General features: G+C 72.4%; 12 protein-coding genes. 5 read left to right on the forward strand and 7 right to left on the reverse strand.

Translation table 11 applies throughout. The annotated features are described in order from the left end of the window. Positions 1-7: 7 nt before the first annotated feature. Positions 8-4,558, reverse strand: a complete 4,551-nt coding sequence (locus K1T35_RS39465) for a Pls/PosA family non-ribosomal peptide synthetase (protein WP_220256793.1) — start codon at positions 4,556-4,558, stop codon at positions 8-10. A gap of 11 nt (positions 4,559-4,569) precedes the next feature. Next, positions 4,570-5,550: a 2,3-diaminopropionate biosynthesis protein SbnA gene (gene sbnA / locus K1T35_RS39470; protein ID WP_220256794.1), complete on the reverse strand. Its 981-nt coding sequence runs from the start codon at positions 5,548-5,550 to the stop codon at positions 4,570-4,572. 204 nt (positions 5,551-5,754) lie between these two features. Here sbnA and K1T35_RS39475 point away from each other — a divergent pair, with 204 nt between their 5' ends. Beyond that, positions 5,755-7,656 (forward strand): molybdopterin biosynthesis protein, encoded by a 1,902-nt coding sequence (locus K1T35_RS39475; protein ID WP_220256795.1) that lies wholly within the window; start codon positions 5,755-5,757, stop codon positions 7,654-7,656. On the opposite strand, the gene K1T35_RS39480 is transcribed toward K1T35_RS39475, so the two are convergent. Together K1T35_RS39480 and K1T35_RS39485 are read right to left on the reverse strand one after the other, a co-directional pair. Next, the gene (locus tag K1T35_RS39480) at positions 7,620-8,792 is read right to left on the reverse strand and encodes a DUF418 domain-containing protein (protein ID WP_255621220.1); all 1,173 of its coding nucleotides are present in this window, start codon (positions 8,790-8,792) and stop codon (positions 7,620-7,622) included. The genes K1T35_RS39475 and K1T35_RS39480 overlap by 37 nt on opposite strands. Positions 8,793-8,862: 70 nt before the next feature. Continuing rightward, positions 8,863-9,786: a TIGR03854 family LLM class F420-dependent oxidoreductase gene (locus K1T35_RS39485; RefSeq protein WP_220256796.1), complete on the reverse strand. Its 924-nt coding sequence runs from the start codon at positions 9,784-9,786 to the stop codon at positions 8,863-8,865. 115 nt (positions 9,787-9,901) lie between these two features. Here K1T35_RS39485 and K1T35_RS39490 point away from each other — a divergent pair, with 115 nt between their 5' ends. Continuing rightward, positions 9,902-10,630, forward strand: a complete 729-nt coding sequence (locus K1T35_RS39490) for a 2-phosphosulfolactate phosphatase (RefSeq protein ID WP_255621221.1) — start codon at positions 9,902-9,904, stop codon at positions 10,628-10,630. Beyond that, a complete protein-coding gene (locus K1T35_RS39495; protein WP_220256797.1) occupies positions 10,627-11,406 on the forward strand; it encodes an MBL fold metallo-hydrolase in 780 nt (259 codons plus the stop codon). The genes K1T35_RS39490 and K1T35_RS39495 overlap by 4 nt, the downstream gene beginning before the upstream one ends. Positions 11,407-11,463: 57 nt before the next feature. Here the strand turns inward: K1T35_RS39495 and K1T35_RS39500 are convergent, their stop codons facing one another. Then, on the reverse strand, positions 11,464-12,351 hold the full coding sequence (locus tag K1T35_RS39500; protein WP_220256798.1) for an endonuclease domain-containing protein: 888 nt from the start codon (positions 12,349-12,351) through the stop codon (positions 11,464-11,466). 170 nt (positions 12,352-12,521) lie between these two features. Between K1T35_RS39500 and K1T35_RS39505 the strand changes: the two genes are divergently transcribed. Further along, positions 12,522-13,166, forward strand: a complete 645-nt coding sequence (locus K1T35_RS39505; protein WP_220256799.1) for a TenA family protein — start codon at positions 12,522-12,524, stop codon at positions 13,164-13,166. Between the two features lie 44 nt (positions 13,167-13,210). Then, on the forward strand, positions 13,211-15,802 hold the full coding sequence (locus K1T35_RS39510) for a carboxylate--amine ligase/circularly permuted type 2 ATP-grasp protein (protein ID WP_220256800.1): 2,592 nt from the start codon (positions 13,211-13,213) through the stop codon (positions 15,800-15,802). A gap of 28 nt (positions 15,803-15,830) precedes the next feature. Here the strand turns inward: K1T35_RS39510 and K1T35_RS39515 are convergent, their stop codons facing one another. Together K1T35_RS39515 and K1T35_RS39520 are read right to left on the reverse strand one after the other, a co-directional pair. After that, positions 15,831-16,628 carry an LLM class flavin-dependent oxidoreductase gene (locus K1T35_RS39515; RefSeq protein ID WP_220256801.1) on the reverse strand — a complete coding sequence of 266 codons (798 nt, stop codon included), beginning with the start codon at positions 16,626-16,628 and terminating at the stop codon, positions 15,831-15,833. 31 nt (positions 16,629-16,659) lie between these two features. Further along, positions 16,660-17,451 carry an LLM class flavin-dependent oxidoreductase gene (locus tag K1T35_RS39520; RefSeq protein ID WP_220256802.1) on the reverse strand — a complete coding sequence of 264 codons (792 nt, stop codon included), beginning with the start codon at positions 17,449-17,451 and terminating at the stop codon, positions 16,660-16,662. Positions 17,452-17,493: the final 42 nt, after the last annotated feature.

Below are 17,493 nucleotides of genomic sequence, written 5' to 3' on the forward strand. Positions count from 1 at the left end.
GGTTTCATCAGTCGCGGACCAGCACAGCGGCCCAGTTGTCGTCGATGCTGATCCGGCGCACCTGCAGATCAGCGGATTGCTCGCGCATCTTCTTCGCGGGATTTCCGCCCCACCGTGCGCCGGCCGGCATCTCCTCGCCCTTCATGAGGAAGGAGTCGGCGGCGAGCACCGAACGCTCACCCATCGTCACGCCGTAGTGGACGAATGCGCCGACACCGAGCGTGCATCCGGCACCGATCGCGGTGCGGTCGGATTTGAATGCGCCGTCCTCCTGCGAGTGGCACTGCACGATGCTGCCGGCGTTGAGCGTGCTTTCGTCGCCGATGCTGACGAAGGTCTTCTCCACGAATGCGCAACCGTCGTCGAACACCCGCCTGCCGATCCGCACGCCCAGCAGCCGCCAGATCACGTTCTTGAACGGGGTGCCGTTGAACATCGGCAGGTACGCCTGAGCCGGCACCTTCCAGAAGCGCTCGTGCCGCCAGAAGGAGCGGTCGTAGATCGAGCAGCCCTCCGGCCGCAACGCCTGGAGCCCCGTCACGGCGCGCTCGACCAGCACGAACCAGGTGACGCCGAACAGGAGCACGAGGGCGTTGGCGAGCACGGCCACCGCTGCACCCCACGAGGCGTGGAGGTCGACGGCGATCATCCCGATGAGGGTCAGCGCGAAGACGTAGAACCACCGGACGAACAGGAACAGCGCCATCGTGACGAGGTTGTGCCTGTTCTTGGCGGCGAGGCGGCGGCGCTGCTCGCCGCTATCCAGGTCGAACCCGATGTCGCGCTGCACCGATCGCGGGATCTCGAAGCTGGGCGAGCCGAGCAGCCCGACACCTTCTCGGATCGGCCCATCGATCGGGACCATGACCTTCGTCGCGAGGAGGCAGTTGTCGCCGGTGCGCCCCTGTGACGGGTACGCGATGTTGTTGCCGAGGAAGTTGTGGGCGCCGATCGACGTTCGCGACACGCGGAACGAGGTGTTCGAGAAGTCGGCATTGATGATCGACAGCCCGTCCGCGACCACGGTTCCGGTGCCGACCGAGCTCAGGAACGGATTGTCGTGCTTCACCCGCTGGCCGAAGTTGGAACCGGTCTGTTCCACCCGGGAAAGGTCGTATCCGAGGCCACGCAGGTAATGGACGATGTAGGAGCTGTCCCCGAAGAGGAACGCGAAGAACTTGATGTTGGTCGTGCGCGCGATCGTCCGGTGGGCCCAGTAGTGGAACCCGTACAACGGGTAGACCTTGTCCGGCCGGATCGCGAGACCGAGCACTCGCGGGACGGTGAACACGAACAGCAGCCCGACCACCACGAAGCCGAACATCAGTGCGGCCGAGGCGACCAGCGCGTACAGGTAGAACGTCCAGTCCCGGATCGCCAGCGGACCGCTGCCGAGCAGCGCCATGACCTGCGGGACCTCGGCGAGCAGCATGATCGCGCCGCCCACGGCGAGCGGAAGGGTCAGCACGAGCAGGTTCAGCAGTTGCACGATCGTGAACACGACCCGGCGCAGCGTGCCGCAGGCCGTGCCGCCGACGCCCCGGTAGTCGACGTCCGTGCGCTGCGCCGGGGAACCGTGCCAGCGCTCGCCGCCCGGGACGGACTGGCCGGCGTGCAGCGACGAGGAGTGGCCGAGCTGGGCACCGTCGCCGAGGGACGTCCAGATGTCGAGCACCGTGTGATCGCCGACGAGCGCATCCTTGCCGAGGGTGACCGCACCGGTCTGGATGACGCCGTTGTGGGCCCGGTAGCCGCTGAAGAACGAGTCCTTCATGATCACGGCACCGTCGCCGAGGGTGAGCATGTCGGTGCAAACGGGAACGTTCTTGGAGAAGACCGCGACGCCGCGCCCGACCTTCGCCCCCAGCAGCCTGAGGTAGAACACGTAGAGGGGCGTGCCGACGAACAGGGCCATCGGGCTCCGCTGGACCAGCGTCTTCACCACCCAGAAGCGGAAGTACGCGAGGCTCCAGACAGGGACCTCCTGCGGCTTCCACCGGCCGACGAGCACCCACTTGAGCAGGACCGGAAGCCCACACAGGCCGACGAACGACGCGACGCCGACCACGACCGAGCGCAGGTAGATCCCGACCAGGTCGGGGCCGGCCGCGATCCAGTCGACGCCGCCGATGACGGCGTAGCCGGTGAGGGCCGGGTAGGCGACGAGGAACAGCAGCTGCAGTGCTCCGCAGAGGAGGTAGCGCTGCTTGCGGGTCGGTGCCTGCCGGTGCCGGGCAGCGCGCACCGTGCGCGCCCGGACCGCTCGCAGGATCTGCGTACCCAGCAACGGCGGCTCCGACGAGTCGGCCGAGCCGGCGGCCACGGCCGCTGGCGTGCCGAATGCCGTTGCCAGGCTCGCGATCGTGGGGTTCGCGTAGACGTCCTTCATCGCGACCGAAGGCAGGTCCTCACGCTTGCGCAGCCGGGCGCAGAACCGAGCCATCACCATGGAATCGGCGCCCAGGTCGTCGAAGAAGTTCGCATCGACAGGAACCTCGGCCCCGATGACCTCGGCCAGGACCGTGGCCAGCTCGGTGGCGAGACCGGTGTCGACGGAGCCCGATGCGGGCGCGAAGGCACGCGCGAGGGCCGCGATGCTCGGGTTCGCGTAGACGTCCTTCATCGCGACCGAAGGCAGGTCCTCACGCTTGCGCAGCCGGGCGCAGAACCGAGCCATCACCATGGAATCGGCACCGAGATCATCGAAGAAGTTCGCGTCAACAGGAACCTCGGCCCCGATGACCTCGGCCAGCAGGCCGGCGAGCTCCCGCTCCGAGGCGGACGTCGACCCGCCCGCTGGCGAAGTCGGCGGCTCGACCAGGTCCACCACCCCGACCGGCGCGATGATCTGCGTCGGGTCGGGATCGACGAACGGCACCGGGACGGACGCGGCCTGGGGGATGGGAAGTGCGAGAGCCTGCGGAACGGGAAGCCCGACCGCCTGCGGAACCGGCAGCTCGACCGGCTGCGGGACGGGCAGCTGAACGGCCTGGGGAACCGGCAGCGGGGTGGCCTGCGGCGTGGGCGGCTCGACCGGCTGCGGCACAGGAAGCTCGACGGCTTGCGGAACCGGCAGCTGGACGGCCTGCGGAGTCGGCAGCTCGAGTGTCTGCGACACAGGCGTCTCGGGCGCCGGCAGCACAACGGACCCGATCTCGTCCAGCTCTGCCCGGAACCCGCTCGCCGGCTGCTGCCCGTCGAGCCGGCCGTGGTACTCGATCTCGCCGTCCGGGTTGACCCGCCCAAGATCGCCGGTGCGGAAGATCCGACCGGACGGGTTCGCCGGGATGCCGAGGAAGTCGGGGATGAAGATCTTCTCGGTGAGGTCGTCGCGGTTCAGGTAGCCGCAGTTCAGCCCGATGCCGGCGATACCGATCTCACCGACCTGCCCGTGTGGGAGGGCGTGGAACGGATCCGCCGCGTCGAGCACGACCGTGCTGTAGGTGGGAAGGGGGATCCCGATGGTCGCCCGCTTGTCCGGGTGCAGCTCGGTCCAGGCGGCCGACACCGTCGCCTCGGCCGGGCCGTAGACGCTCAGGAACCGCCGGCCGGGCTTGTGCCAGCGCCGCACGAGGTCCTGTGGGCAGGCCTGACCGGCCACCAGCAGGAACCGCAGGTTGGGCAGGTCGTGCTCGAGCGTGGCCAGCAGGTCGGGGACGCAGGACATCGCGGTGACGAGCTGAGTGCTCAGGAACGCGTGCAGGTCCCGGCCCCGCAGGTCGACCCCGGCGGGCCGGGGCACCAGTGTCGCGCCGACGGCCCACGGCACCCAGATCTCCTCGACAGAGAAGTCGTACGCGATCGGCACGCCCTGGTAGACGCGGTCCCACGGCCGGATGCCGTACATCTCGGCGGCGACCTTGACGAAGTTGCAGACGCTCCGGTGGTCGACGGCGACGCCGGTTGGCCTGCCGTCCGGGCCAGGCCGATAGCTGATGTAGGCGAGCGAACCGTCCCGCACGCCCCGCTCGGCGTCCGTCAGCCGGTACGACTTCTGCTCGTTGATCAGCGGCAGAGCCCGGTCGAGGCGAACGATCTCGGCGCCGAGCAGATCCATCCGCTCCACGCGCTCGGCCACGTCCGAGACCGACAGCACCGTGCGCACCTGGGCGTCCTCGACGATCGTGGCCATGCGGTGCGCCGGGGAGCTCGGGTCCATGGGGACGTAGGCGGCCCCGATCTTCAGGACCGCGAGGATCGCCCGATACGCGTCCGCCGGGCGGTCGAGCAGCAGGCCGATCCGATCGCCCGCGTTCGCACCCCGCAGGCGCAGGAAGCGGGCGAGCTTGTTGGCCTGGGCGTCGAGCTGGTCGTAGGTGAGCGACTGCTCGGCGGAGTCGACCGCGAGCTGGCCCGCCCGGCCGTAGGTGCGGACCCAGTCGCAGCGCTCCTCGAACAGACGGTCGAGGCGCTCGTCCTTGCGGACCCGCCAACCCTGTGCCTCGTACCGGTCGACCAGCACGAGCTCGGACATCGGGATCGATCGACGGATGTCGTCGCGCTCGGCGAGCGAGACGGGCGGCAGCTGCGCCGGCGGGTCGGGCATCAGCGTGCTCATGACATGCCCCTTCAGGCTGCCCGGGCGACGGTGGACCGGGCGTCGAGCACGTCGTCGCCGTACAGGTCCTGCACCCAGTTGCTCTGGTAGATCGTGTCGAGGTAGCGCTCGCCGAGATCCGGGGCGATGGCCACTGCCGTGAGGTCGCGCGCGTCGTGGCGGGCCAGCCAGTCCATGGCGCCGCTGACCACCGTGCCGGTCGAGCCGCCGAACAGGAACCCGCGTCGGGCCAGCTGGTGGCAGGTGCGGATCGCGTCGCCCTCCTCGACGTGGAGGACCTCGTCCACGTAGCCCTCGTCGAGCAGCGGGGGGCGGACGTTCATCCCGAGCCCCGGAAGCATCCGGCGGGCCGCGGGCGTGCCGAAGCTGACCGATCCGACGGGGTCGACGGCGACGATCCGCACCGATGGGTGGTGCTCCTTGAAGTAGCGCGCGCAGCCCATCAGCGTCCCGGTGGTGCCGGCGCCGACGAACAGCACGTCCAGGCCGGGGAATTGACGCGCAATGGCGGGGCCGGTCGTCCGGTAGTGCGCCTTCCACGCATTGGCATTCGTGTACTGGTTGAGCCACACGTAACGCTTGTCGGACGCGCAGAGGTTGCGCACGTAGTTCAGCCGCGCGCCGAGGTATCCGGTCTCCGGGTCCGGCTCGGTGACGACGTGCACCTCACTGCCCAACGCCTCCATCAGCAACCGGGTCGCGAGGTTGCAGCGGGAGTCGGTGACGCACCGGAACCCGTAGCCCTTGCTCGCGGCGATGATGCTCAGCGCCACTCCCAGGTTCCCGGACGAGGACTCGACCAGGACGGACCCCGGGCGCAGGACGCCGCTGCGCTCCGCAGCCTCGACCATCTCGTTCGCGGCCTTCAGTTTGACGGAACCGGCGAAATTGAAGCCCTCGCACTTCAGGAACAGCGCGTGGCCGAAGATCGACCGCAGGTCGACGTAAAGATCGTCCTGGTTGAACTCCTGCGGAGCGGAGATGATCGGCATGATGGCCCCCTCATTTGCTGAACCGACCTGGATGACCTCGATCGGTCGGTGCGCGACTGGGACAAGAATGCGTCCGGAAGCGGCGCGGAACGATGGGGGCAGCACGTCGCCCGATGAGGGTGGCCCCCGGATCTACGGGGGGCTGTCCCGACCAGGTGGAGCGGGGGTGCACCACCCCCGCTCGCGACGTCGTACCGTTCCGAGGTGGTCGCCGACTCGCCCTTCGTGTCCGACGTCCCCGCCCACCAGGCGCTCGACGCGTGGCGGGACGCGTGCGCGGGCGCCGGTTGCCCGCAGCGGGTGGACGCCGTGCGGGTGCCGGTGGGCGATGCGGTCGGGCGGGTGACGGCCGAGCCGGTGTGGGCTCGCCGCTCCTCCCCCGCGTTCGACAGCGCGGGCATGGACGGGATCGCCGTGCGGGCCGCCGACACCGTCGGGGCCACCGAGACCGCGCCCGTGCTGCTCACCGACTTCGCCGTGGTGGACACCGGCGACCCGCTCCCCGGCGGCTACGACGCCGTGGTCATGCGGGAGCACGTCCACCGGGTGGGTGACGCCGCGGAAGTGCGCGCCGCCGTGCCGCCCTACCAGCACGTGCGCTCGATCGGCGAGGACGTGTCCGCGTCCGAGCTGCTGCTTCCCGCAGGTCACCGGCTGCGCCCGGTCGACGTCGCGGCGGCGGCCGCCGCGGGCGTGGTGGAGTTGTCCGTCCGGCGCGCCCCCGTGGTCGTGATCGTCCCGACCGGCGACGAGATCCGCCCGATCGGCACCGAACCGGGGCCGGGCGAGATCCTCGACACCAACTCGCTCATGCTCGCGGCGCAGGCCCGTGAGCTGGGCTGCACGGCACGCGTCACACCGATCGTCGCCGACGACCCGGCGCGGATCACCGAGGCGACGCGCAAGGCCGCCGCAGAGGCCGACCTGGTGGTGCTCATCGCGGGCTCGAGCGCGGGGCGCGACGACTACACCGCGCGGGTCGTCGCCGGTGCCGGCACGCTCGCCGTGCACGGCGTCGCGGTGCGGCCCGGCCACCCGGTCGTCCTCGGCGCGGTGGACGCCACGCCGGTGCTCGGCGCCCCCGGCTACCCGGTGTCGGCCGCGCTGACCTTCGAGATCTTCGCCGCGCCGCTGCTCGCGGGCCTCGAGGGCGCCGCGCCCCGCGAGCGGCCGGTCACCACGGCCCGGCTGGCCCGCAAGCTCGCCTCCAACATCGGGATGGACGACTGGGTGCGGGTGCGGCTCGGGCGGGTCGGCGGCGAGATCGTCGCGACGCCGTTGCCCCGCGGGGCCGGCGTACTCACCTCACTCGTGCGCGCCGACGGGCTGCTGGTCGTGCCGGCCGGGCTGGAGGGCCACCACGCCGGGGAGCGGGTGCGGGTCGAACTCCTGCGCGGGCTGGGCGAGATCGGGCGCACGATCGTCGCGATCGGATCGCACGACCTCGTGCTCGACGTGGCCGCGTCCGCGCTGCGGGCCGACGACCCGCTGATCACCCTCGCCGGCTCGAACGTCGGATCCCTCGGCGGGCTCGTCGCGCTCCGCGACGGCCTGTGCCACCTCGCCGGTTCGCACCTGCTCGACCCGGCCACCGGCGAGTACACGCTGCCGTACGTCGAGAAGGTCCTCGGCGGCGAGGAGGTCGCCGTGGTGCGGCTCGTGCACCGCGACCAGGGCCTGATCGTGGCCCCCGGCAACCCGCTCGGCCTCACCGGGATCGAGGGCCTCACCCGGGTCCGCTACGTGAACCGGCAGCGCGGCGCCGGCACCCGAGTGCTGCTCGACCACGAGCTGTCGAGGAGCGGCATCGATCCCGCCGACGTGGACGGCTACGCCCGGGAGGAACACACCCACCTCGCCGTGGCCGCGGCCGTCGCCGCAGGCCGTGCGGATGCGGGGCTGGGCATCCTCGCCGCGGCGAAGGCCTTCGGCCTCGACTTCGTGCCGGTGGCCCGCGAGCCGTACGACCTGGTCCTGCGCGCGGAGACGGTGGACGACCCGCTGCTCGCTCCGCTGTGGGACCTGCTGGCCCGCCCGGCCTTCCAGGGGGAGGTGGAGGCCCTGGGCGGCTACGGCTGCACGGAGATGGGCCGCAGGATCCGCTGACCCGTTCCGTAGGTCAGGCGGCGGAGCAACACCTCCGCCGGGCCACGCCAACCCTTTCGGCGCATCAGTTCCGCCATGCCCACCGTTGCGAGCCAGGTTGCGACCGCGAGCGCGGCCGTGCCCGCCACACCCAGGTCGTCGCTCAGGTCGAGGGCGTAGGGCGCGAACACGAGCGTCCAGACCACCGATTGCGACAGGTAGCAGGTCAGGGAGCGCTGGCCCACCGCCGTGACGGCGCGCGTGATCGGACCGCGGCGCTCGCCGATCCGCGCGGCCACGAGGGCGAGCGCCGCGGCGTATCCGGGTCCGCCCAGGTAGCCGGTGGCGTCGTGCACGGTCACCAGCAGGCCGAGGTCCGCACCGGCCGGGAGCACGCCTGCGACCGTGAGGCCCAGCGGCAGCCCGCCCGCGACCGCCGCGCCGATCCCGACGAACGCCGCGACACCGAGCAGCACGCGGTGCCGGGCCGGCTCCTCCAGCAGCCGCCTGCGCGCCGCGACGATGCCGAGCAGGAACGGCATGAGGAGCCCCACCGCCACCATCGGCACGAGCGCGGGCCACGCCGCCGCCCGCTCGACGATCGCGGTCAGCGGGTCCGGCGGCAGCAACGTCGGATCCGGCGCTTCCCGCAGCGACACATCGGCGTTGCCCTGAAGTGACAGCAGCACGAAGATCAGCCCGGCGAGTGTCAGCAGCACCCATTCCTTCCAGCGCACGGCGCCGACGAGGAGGAGGGCGAGGAGCCCGTACGCCGCCACGATGTCGCCGACGTAGAGCAGCACGCAGTGCAGGAACCCGATCGCGATCATCCAGAGGCTCCGGCGCCGCACGAGGCGGCTGACCGCCCGCCAGGCCGTGCCGGCGTCCTGCTGGCGACGCGCCAGCTGCACGACCCCGTACCCGAAGAGCACGCTGAACAGCGGGAACGCCCGCCCGTCCACGAGCGTGGTGATGGCGCCCGCGATCGCGGCGTCGAGCGCCGAGCCGTCCAGCGGGAAGCCGACGAGGTAGCGCTCCCCCCGCACGAAGTAGTGCGAGTTGGCGACGGCGATGAACAACAGCATCACGCCACGGGCGAGGTCGGGCGCGAGCACGCGCTCGGCCAGGCCGGTCGGGCGCAGACGGGTTTCCGGCACCCGTTCAGGAAACCCGGCATGATCGGCCGTGGTCACCAGCCGGAGGTCGCGGACTGGTCGACCTTGGTATTCACTCGTCGCTCAGCTCGTCCTCCAACGGTCGCAGCTCGGAGGCGAGCTGGTCGAGGAACCCTGCCCACGCAGGCACCGGCGCGGCCGGGCGGACCACGAACTTCGTGAGGCCCGCGTCGACGTACCGCCGGACGAGCTCGCGCGCCTCGCCCCATCCGTGCGGCACGAGGCATGCCGGGTCGAGGTCGGGGCGACGCCGGGTGACGCGCTCGCGCGCCGCGGCCACGTCGGCTTCGGATGCGTCGGGCGGGGCCACCGCGATGTTGGTGCCGTAGTGGTCGTCCTCGATCTCCCGGCCCGCCTCCGCGGCGGCGCGTTCGATCTGCGCGCGGGCGTCCGCGGCCTCGTCCGGGGTGACGAGGCTGCCCAGCCAGCCGTCGGCGAGCCGCCCGACCCGCCGCAGCCCGGCCGGGGCTCGGCCGCCCAGCCAGATGTCCGGAGACCGGGGCGGGAGCGGCGCGACGGACACGTCGTCGAGGTGGAAGAACCGGCCGTGATGGGTAACGCGCGGCTCCGCGAGCAGCCTGCGCACCACCGTGAGGGACTCGTCGAACAGGGCGGCCCGGTCGCCGTTCGGAGCCGGGAAGAGCTGCCGCTCCGCCGCGATCGCAGGCCGCACCCCGAACGCGGGCAGGATGCGCTTGGGCGCGAGCGCGGCCAGTGACGCGAGCTGTGCGGCGACCAGCGCCGGGTTCCGCCCCGGCAGCACGACTACGCCGCTGCCGACCTTGAGGTGGCGGGTGCGGGACACCGCGAAGCCCATCCCGACGAGCGGGTCGATCAGGGGGGCGGATGCCTGGTCGGCGAGCCACAGCGAGTCGATCCGCCGCGCCTCCAGCTCGTCGACGAGATCGGCCAGCTCAGGGCCGGGGCCCGGGCCGGCGGCGAGTGGAATCGACCCGATGCCGATGCGGACCTTCACGGCCGTCACGCTACTGGCGTCGGGCGGCTACCGTCAGTACCCGCTACCGGGCATTGATGTCGTGAGTGGATATGCGCGCTATAGCTCGCGTATCCACTCACGTAGTTTTCTGGGCGTGCCTGTCGACATTCCCCGCCCGGAACACCGGCAGCTCGACTACGGGGTCCGGCTGGAATGGGGCCGGGAGGGCGCCGCGCTGCTTGCTGCCGAGTGCGCCGTCGTGGTCGTGATCGACGTCCTGTCGTTCTCCACCGCCGTCGACGTGGCCGTCGGCCGCGGGGCCGCGGTCCTCCCGCTGCGTTCCGCGGAACGCGACAAGGCCGTTCCGCCGGACGTCGTCCGCGCCGGTCCACGGCGCGGACCGGGCCCGTCGCTCTCCCCCGCATCGCTCACCGGGCTGCCCGCCGGCACCCGCCTCGCGCTGCCCTCCCCCAACGGCGCCACCCTCTGCGCCGCGGTCGCCGCCACCGGGGCCGTGCTGCTCGCGGGCTGCCTGCGCAACGCGTCCGCCGTGGCGGCCGCCGCGCAGGCCGCCGGGGGGCCGGTCGGGATCGTCCCGGCAGGCGAGCGTTGGCCCGACGACACCATGCGCGTCGCCGTCGAGGACGCGCTCGGCGCAGGCGCCATCGCGGCCGCGCTGCCGGGCCGCTCCCCGGAGGCCGAGCTGGCCGCCGCCCAGTTCGCCGCCGCCCGCGATCGAGGGCTGGGCGAGGTGCTCGCGGCCACGTCGTCCGGGCGCGAGCTGCGTGCCGACGGCTTCGCGGCCGACGTGGAGCTCGCCGCCGCCCTCGACACGAGCACGGCCGTGCCGCGCCTGCGCGACGGCTTCCTGCAGGCGGCGTGACGGACGGGCGGTGGGTCGAGGTCGGCGACGGCGTTCTCGCCCGCCGGTACGGGGAGCTCGACCTCACGGTCGGCCTGGTGCTCGGCGCGGAGCGCGCGCTCGTCGTCGACACCCGCGGCGACGCCCGCCAGGGCGCGGAACTCGCCGCCGCGGTACGGACCGTGACGAGGCTCCCGCTGGCCGTCGCGATCACCCACGCGCACTTCGACCACTGCTTCGGCACCGCCGCCTTCGCCCCGGCACCGGTGTACGCACTGCCCCGCTGCCGCGCGGTGCTCGCCGCGACCGCCGCGGCCCAGCGGGATCGGTGGTCCGCCTACTACCGCGACCGCGACACCGACACCGCGGACGCGCTCGCCGCCACCGAACCCCCGCTTCCCGACGCCGACGCTCCCGCCACGCTCGACCTCGGCGGCCGCTCGGCCGACCTGCTGCACCTCGGCCGCGGCCACACCGACCACGACCTGGTCGTCGCGGTGTCCGACGCCGGCGTCGTGTTCGCGGGCGACCTCGTCGAGCAGGGCGCCCCACCGGACCTGGAGGACGCGGTCGTGCCGGAGTGGCCGGCCACCCTGGACGCGCTCCTCGCGCTGGAGCCCCGCACGGTCGTGCCCGGCCACGGCGACCCGGTCAACCCCGCCTTCGTGGCCGGGCAGCGGGCGGAGCTTGCCGAGGTGGCGGCGCTGCACGCCGCGGTGGCGGAGGGTCGGCTGTCGGCCGCAGAGGCCGCCCACCGCTCTCCCTACCCTGGCGTGCCATGGCCGTCGTGCCCATGATCAGAGATTGGGCGCGTTCCCGGGTGGATTTCGCCCGCGAATACGCCGGTTCTTCGATCATGCGCTGGAATTGGCGGCCAGCAGCGATGCTCGGATCTCCGCTACGACGTACTCCGGCCGGCTGACGAGGTCGTGCCAGGTGAAGCGCAAGAGTCTCCAGCCTGCGCGGACGAGGGCGTTGCCCTTGCTGCGGTCGGCGCGGAACCGATCCACGTCCGAGTGGTAAGCCCACCCGTCGACCTCGATGGCCAGCCTGGCATCGGGAAAAGCGAAATCGATGGTCCACCGCTCGAACGGCACGGCGCGCTCCCAGCCGGCGAGACCGGCTCCGCGGAGGATCGCGATCATCCGCCGTTCGGCCGCCGACTCGGCACGGTCGGCCGCCGCGGCAACAAGTGCACCGATGCGGGTGGCGCCGTGAGCACCGACGTTCCGGCAGTACGCCTGGTACAGGTCGTCGAAGGTGACGTGCTTCTGCGGAGCGCGGTCGAGGAACGCCGAACCGTCGGGCAGTGCGATCGCGGTCTCCAGCGCGGCGAGCGGCGCCGCCGCGCACCAGATGCCGTCGATGCGTTCCCGGTCCAGGTGGGAGAGGTCGCGACGACGGATCCGCACGCCCGGATAGCCACGCAGTCCCAGGCGGCGCGGCACGGTCACCGGGATTTCGGTCGGTGCAGTGGCCAGCATCCCGTGCCACCACGCCGCAGCCGGCCCGCCGACGGTCGCGTGGTCCCGTCCCCAGAGACCGGCCGCGCGGATCCGCGCCCGGACGGTGAGCCGGTGCCCAGCGGCGAGATACACACGTGGAGCAGCGCGACGCCAACCTTGGTCGCGGGCCCGCCGCCGCAGCACGCTCTCGTCGAGGCCGTGCTGGACGGCCTGGATGGTGGTGATCAGCCCGTCCTGGCGGGCGATCAAGGCGAGGAGGTCGGGCTGCGCGGCCATGACGGGCAGGATGGCGCGAGCCGGGCACTCTCCGAGGCCGTTTCGCCAAAACCGCCGCCATGATCGAAGTACCGGCGCGTTCGCGGGCGAGATCCGCCCGGGAACGCGCCGAACCTGTGATCATGCCGGGTACGGCACGTCGGCCGGGCCCCATCACTAGGGTCGCCCGCGTGACGTTCTCAGCACAGCTGCGGGAGCTGACCGCCCCCACGTGGGACGCCGCGGTCGGGCACCGGTTCGTCGACGAGATCTGGCGCGGCGGGCTCGACTCCGACGTGCTCACGACATACCTCGTGCAGGACCACCAATTCGTCGACGTCTTCCTGGCCCTGATGGGCGCGGCCGTCGCGTCCGCCGACCGCGCCGACGCCCGGGTGGTGCACGCCCGCCAGCTCGGGATCGTCGCCGGCCCCGAGAACGACTTCTTCGCCCGCGCGCTGGACACCCTCGACGTCCCGCTGGCCGACCGCACCGCCCCCGACCTGCTCGAGCCGACCCAGGGCTTCGTCGAGCTGATGGACGACGCGCGCCGCAGCGCCGACTACCCGTCGTGCCTCGCGGTGCTACTGGTCGCCGAGTGGCTGTACCTGGAGTGGGCCACGCGCCCCGAGGAAACGCCGCCGGAGGAGCCGATACAGGCGGAGTGGATCGCCCTGCACAGCGGGCGGGCGTTCGCCGCGTGGGTGGAGTTCCTGCGGGCGGAGTTCGACCGCGTGTGCGCCGCGCTCGGGCCCGACCACAGCGACCGGGTTCGGGAGCTGTTCGTCCGCGCCGTCGACCTCGAGCTGGCGTTCTTCGACGCGGCCTACACCTAAGTGGTGTAGCACTCTCGTCACATCGATGTGGCAGCGTCACCGCCATGAGTGACGTGCCGCTGATCGGCGCCGAGGAGGAGTTCCACGTCGTCGACCTGGAGACGCGACGCGCCGCGCCGGAGGTCGACGCCCTGCTCGCCCAGCTCGACGGCACGGAGTTCGCACCCGAGCTGCAGCGGTCGCTGGTGGAGACGAACACGCCGGTGTGCGGCACGCTCGACGAGCTGCGCGGGCACATCAGACGGCTGCGGGGCCGCCTCGAGGCCGTCGCCGAACCGCTCGGGCTGGGCGTCGTCGCGGCCGGCACCGTGCCGCTCGCCGAGATGGGCGGCGACGCCATCTCGGCGGGGGCCCGCTTCGAGAAGATGCAGCACGAGTACCAGATGCTGGTGCGCGAGCAGCACATCTGCGGCGCGCAGGTGCACGTGGACGTGCCCGACCGCGACCTCGCGGTGCAGGTCGTGCGCCGGGTCGCGCCGTACCTGCCGATCCTGTTGGCGATCTCGGCGAGCTCGCCGTACTGGAACGGCCGCGACTCGGGCTACGCGAGCTTCCGGTCGATGGTGTGGTCGCGCTGGCCCACCGCAGGCCCGCCCGCCCACGTCGAGACGGCGGCCGACTACGACGCACTGGTCGCCGACCTCATCGCGTCGGGCACGATCAGCGACCCCGGGATGGTCTACTTCGACATCCGGCCCAGCGCCCACCTGCCCACCGTCGAGCTCCGGGTGTGCGACGCCTGCCCGGACGTCGAGGACGTCGTCCTGATCGCGGGGCTCTTCCGCGCGTTGGTCGGCAAGGCCAGGGCGGACACGACGGATGGCCTGCCGCTGCCCGACGTGCGGCACGAGCTGCTGCGTGCCGCGTCATGGCGGGCGGCGCGCTCCGGGCTGGAGGGCGACCTGGTCGACCTCGTCGGGCCCGCCCTCGTCGCGCCGCCGCTGCTGATCGGCCAGCTCGTCGACCAGCTCCGCCCCCAGCTGGAGGAGCTCGGCGACTGGGAGCAGGTGCTCGAGCTCTCGGAGGCCACGCTCTCCCGCGGGAGCGCGGCGGCCCGCCAGCGGCGCGTGTTCGGCCGCCGTGGCGAGCTCACCGACGTCGTGGACGTGCTGATCGCCCACACCCAGGGCCGCACGCTGCGCACCGAGCCGCCCGCCACCGTGCCGAGCACACCCGGGCTGCTCGTCGGCTACCACACGGCTGACGACGAGCGGGCTGTGTCGATCGATCCGGCGTACGACGAGGCGGTGAGCGCAGGCGGCACCGTGCTGCCGCACTACGGGTGGATGTTCCGCACGCTCGACCGGCTGGGCCCGCGCGGCATGCGGGCGGCTGAGTCGGCGCTGCGCACCGAGCAGCAGGCCCGCGGCGTCACGTTCCGGGTGGGCAACGGCGACACCGACCGGCTCTTCCCGCTCGACCTCGTCCCCCGCATCATCACGGCCGAGGACTGGGAGGTCCTCACGGCCGGGCTGGCGCAGCGCGTGCGGGCCCTCGAGGCGTTCGTGCGCGACGTGTACGGCGAGCGCACGATCGTCGCCGACGGCGCCATGCCGGCGCAGGTGGTGGACGCCGCACCGGGCTGGAGCCGGCTGGGCAAGCTCGTGCCCGCCGACGCCGTGCGCATCGCGGTGGCCGGCATCGACCTCGTCCGCGACCGCGCCGACCACTGGTTCGTGCTCGAGGACAACCTGCGCGTGCCGTCCGGCATCGGCTACGCGCTGATCAGCAGGCGGCTGATCCGCAGCGCGATGCCCGACCTGGAGCCGCCCGCGGGCGTCGTCGGGCTCGAGGCGGTGCCCGGCATGCTGCGCTCTGCCCTGCTCTCGGCCACCGAGCCCGACGCCCCTGGGCACGACGAGGTCGCGCTGCTGTCCGCGGGCCCGTCCGACTCCGCGTACTTCGAGCACCGCCTCCTCGCCGACCGGATGGGCGTGCCGCTGGTGACCCCGCGTGACCTGCAGGTCACGGAGGACGGCGTGTACCTCGTCAGCACCGGGGCCCGCCGCAGGCTGTCGGCGCTCTACCGCCGCCTCGACGAGAAAGAGCTGATGGCCGCGACCGGCGCCGACATGCGCCCGATCGGCAGGGCGCTGTCGAACGCGGTGTCCCGCGGCACCGTCGCCGTGCTCAACGCGCTGGGCAACGGGGTGGCCGACGACAAGCTCGTCTACGCCTACGTACCGCAGATGATCCGGTACTACCTGGGCGAGGACGCGCTGCTCGACAACGTGCCGACCTACCCGTGTGTCGACCCGGAGCGGCGAGAGGAGGTGCTCGACCGCCTCCACGAGCTGGTGCTCAAGCCCGTGGATGGCTACGGCGGGCAGGGCATCGTGATCGGCCCGCACGCCGACCGGGCCGAGCTCGCCGAGCTGGCGGAGACGGTGCGCACCGATCCGGCGGGCTGGGTGGCGCAGGATCTCGTGCACCTGTCCACCCATCCCACCTTCGCCGGTGACCACCTCGAACCGCGGGCCGTGGACCTGCGCGCCTTCGTGCTCCAGTCGCGGGTGGGCGACCGCACCGCCGTGGACGTCGCCCCGGCCGCTCTGAGCCGGGTGGCGCCGGCCGGGAGCATGATCGTCAATTCCTCACGCGGAGGTGGGGCGAAGGACACGTGGGTGCTGCGGTGACTGCGGGTGCTCTAGCGGGCCGGCCCCCTCAGCCCCGCTTCGCCACGGCCGCGATCAGTGGCAGCGGGTCCGGAGCCTCCCCCACGGGCTGGAACACCACCGTGCTGGCCCCGATCTCGGCCAACGTGGTGACCGACTCGTCGATCCGGGCCACGAGGTCCGGAGCTCCCGCGTCGACCTCAACGAAGACCACCGTGTCGAACGGCTCGCCGGATCGACCGGCCGCCTTGCTGCCGGCGGCGGCGTTCGCCACGCCCTCCCGGACCTGGTCGAGGCTGAGCACCGAGTCGAGGATGACACCGTCGGCCACCTCGCCTGCCAGGCCGACGGTCTTGGGCCCGCGCCCGCCGACGAGCAGCGGTGGCGGGGACGCGGGTGGCCAATCGAGGGTGACGTCGCTCAGGCGCACGTAGCGCCCCTCCATGTCGACGGTGCGACCGTGCAGGAGATCCCGCACCGCGGTGGTGTACTCCCGCAGCAACGTCATCGGCGACGAAACCCTTGCCCCGACCTGCTCCATCCACTCCAGGACCCCGTGGCCGAGCCCTGGCCGGAACCGGCCGGGGAACATCCGGGCCACGGTGGCGATCTCCATCGCGGCGAGCGCCGGATTGCGCAGCGGCACCGGCAACAGCCCGACGCCGACGTGCAGCCGCTCCGTCCAGGCCAGCGCGGCCGTTGCCGTGCTGAGGCCACCCTCGAAGAAGCAGTCCTCCCACAGCCACAGCTGCGCGATACCCGCCGCCTCGGCCGCCCGCGCCACGTCGCGCAGCTGTTCGGGCGAGCACTGCGGGCGGAAGGTCACGCCGATCGTCGGATCCGTCATGTGGCGATCCCACCACGGGAGGCCGACACGATCACGTGCCTCGCGTCTCCCAGGCCGCGATCAGCGGCTCGGGATCGAAGGAGGGCTCGGCGCCGTGGAACACGACGGTGTCGGCGCCGATCCCGGACAGCGTTGCGATCGACTCGTCCATCTGCGCGGCCAGATCCGCGGACGTCGGGTCGAGCTCGACGAAGACGACGTTGTCGAACGGATCACCGCGGCCGGCAGCCGTGCGCCCTTCCGCCGCGGTGGCGAACACGTCGCGGACCTTGTCGAGCGCGAACCCGGCGTCGAGCAGAACTCCGTCGCCGATCTCGCCCGCCAGCCGCACCGTCTTCGGCCCGCGCCCGCCGACGATCACCGGCGGCGGCGAGGCGGGTGGCCAGTCGAGGGTGACGTCGCTCAGGCGCACGTAGCGCCCCTCCACGTCGACGGTGCGGCCGTGCAGGAGATCCCGCACCGCGGTGGTGTACTCCCGCAGCAACGTCATCGGCGACGAAACCCGCGCGCCGGCCTGCTCCATCCACTCCAGGTTGCCGTGTCCGAGCGCGGGCCGGAACCGCCCCGGGAACATCCGGGCGACCGTGGCGATCTCCATCGCGGCGAGCGCCGGGTTGCGCAGCGGCACCGGCAGCAGCCCGACCCCGACCTCTATCCGTTCCGTCCACGCGAGCGCCGCGGTGGCGGAGGTGAGCCCGCCCTCGTAGAAGCAGTCCTCCCACAGCCACAGCTGGGCGAAGCCCGCGGCCTCAGCGGCCCGCGCCACTTCCCGCAACCGCTCGGGCGGGGACTTCGGGGTGAACACCACGCCGGCCGCCGTCATGTGTCGATCACCCCAGAAGTGTCCGACACGAACTGGAAACAC

This window comes from Pseudonocardia sp. DSM 110487, from assembly GCF_019468565.1.
GTDB lineage: Bacteria > Actinomycetota > Actinomycetes > Mycobacteriales > Pseudonocardiaceae > Pseudonocardia.

Coding starts and splice junctions, on each gene's coding strand:
- K1T35_RS39465 (WP_220256793.1), bottom strand. CDS start 4,558: ATGAGCACGCTGATGCCCGACCCGCCGGCGCAGCTGCCGCCCGTCTCG.
- K1T35_RS39510 (WP_220256800.1), top strand. CDS start 13,211: ATGAGTGACGTGCCGCTGATCGGCGCCGAGGAGGAGTTCCACGTCGTC.
- sbnA (WP_220256794.1), bottom strand. CDS start 5,550: ATGCCGATCATCTCCGCTCCGCAGGAGTTCAACCAGGACGATCTTTAC.
- K1T35_RS39520 (WP_220256802.1), bottom strand. CDS start 17,451: ATGACGGCGGCCGGCGTGGTGTTCACCCCGAAGTCCCCGCCCGAGCGG.
- K1T35_RS39500 (WP_220256798.1), bottom strand. CDS start 12,351: ATGGCCGCGCAGCCCGACCTCCTCGCCTTGATCGCCCGCCAGGACGGG.
- K1T35_RS39515 (WP_220256801.1), bottom strand. CDS start 16,628: ATGACGGATCCGACGATCGGCGTGACCTTCCGCCCGCAGTGCTCGCCC.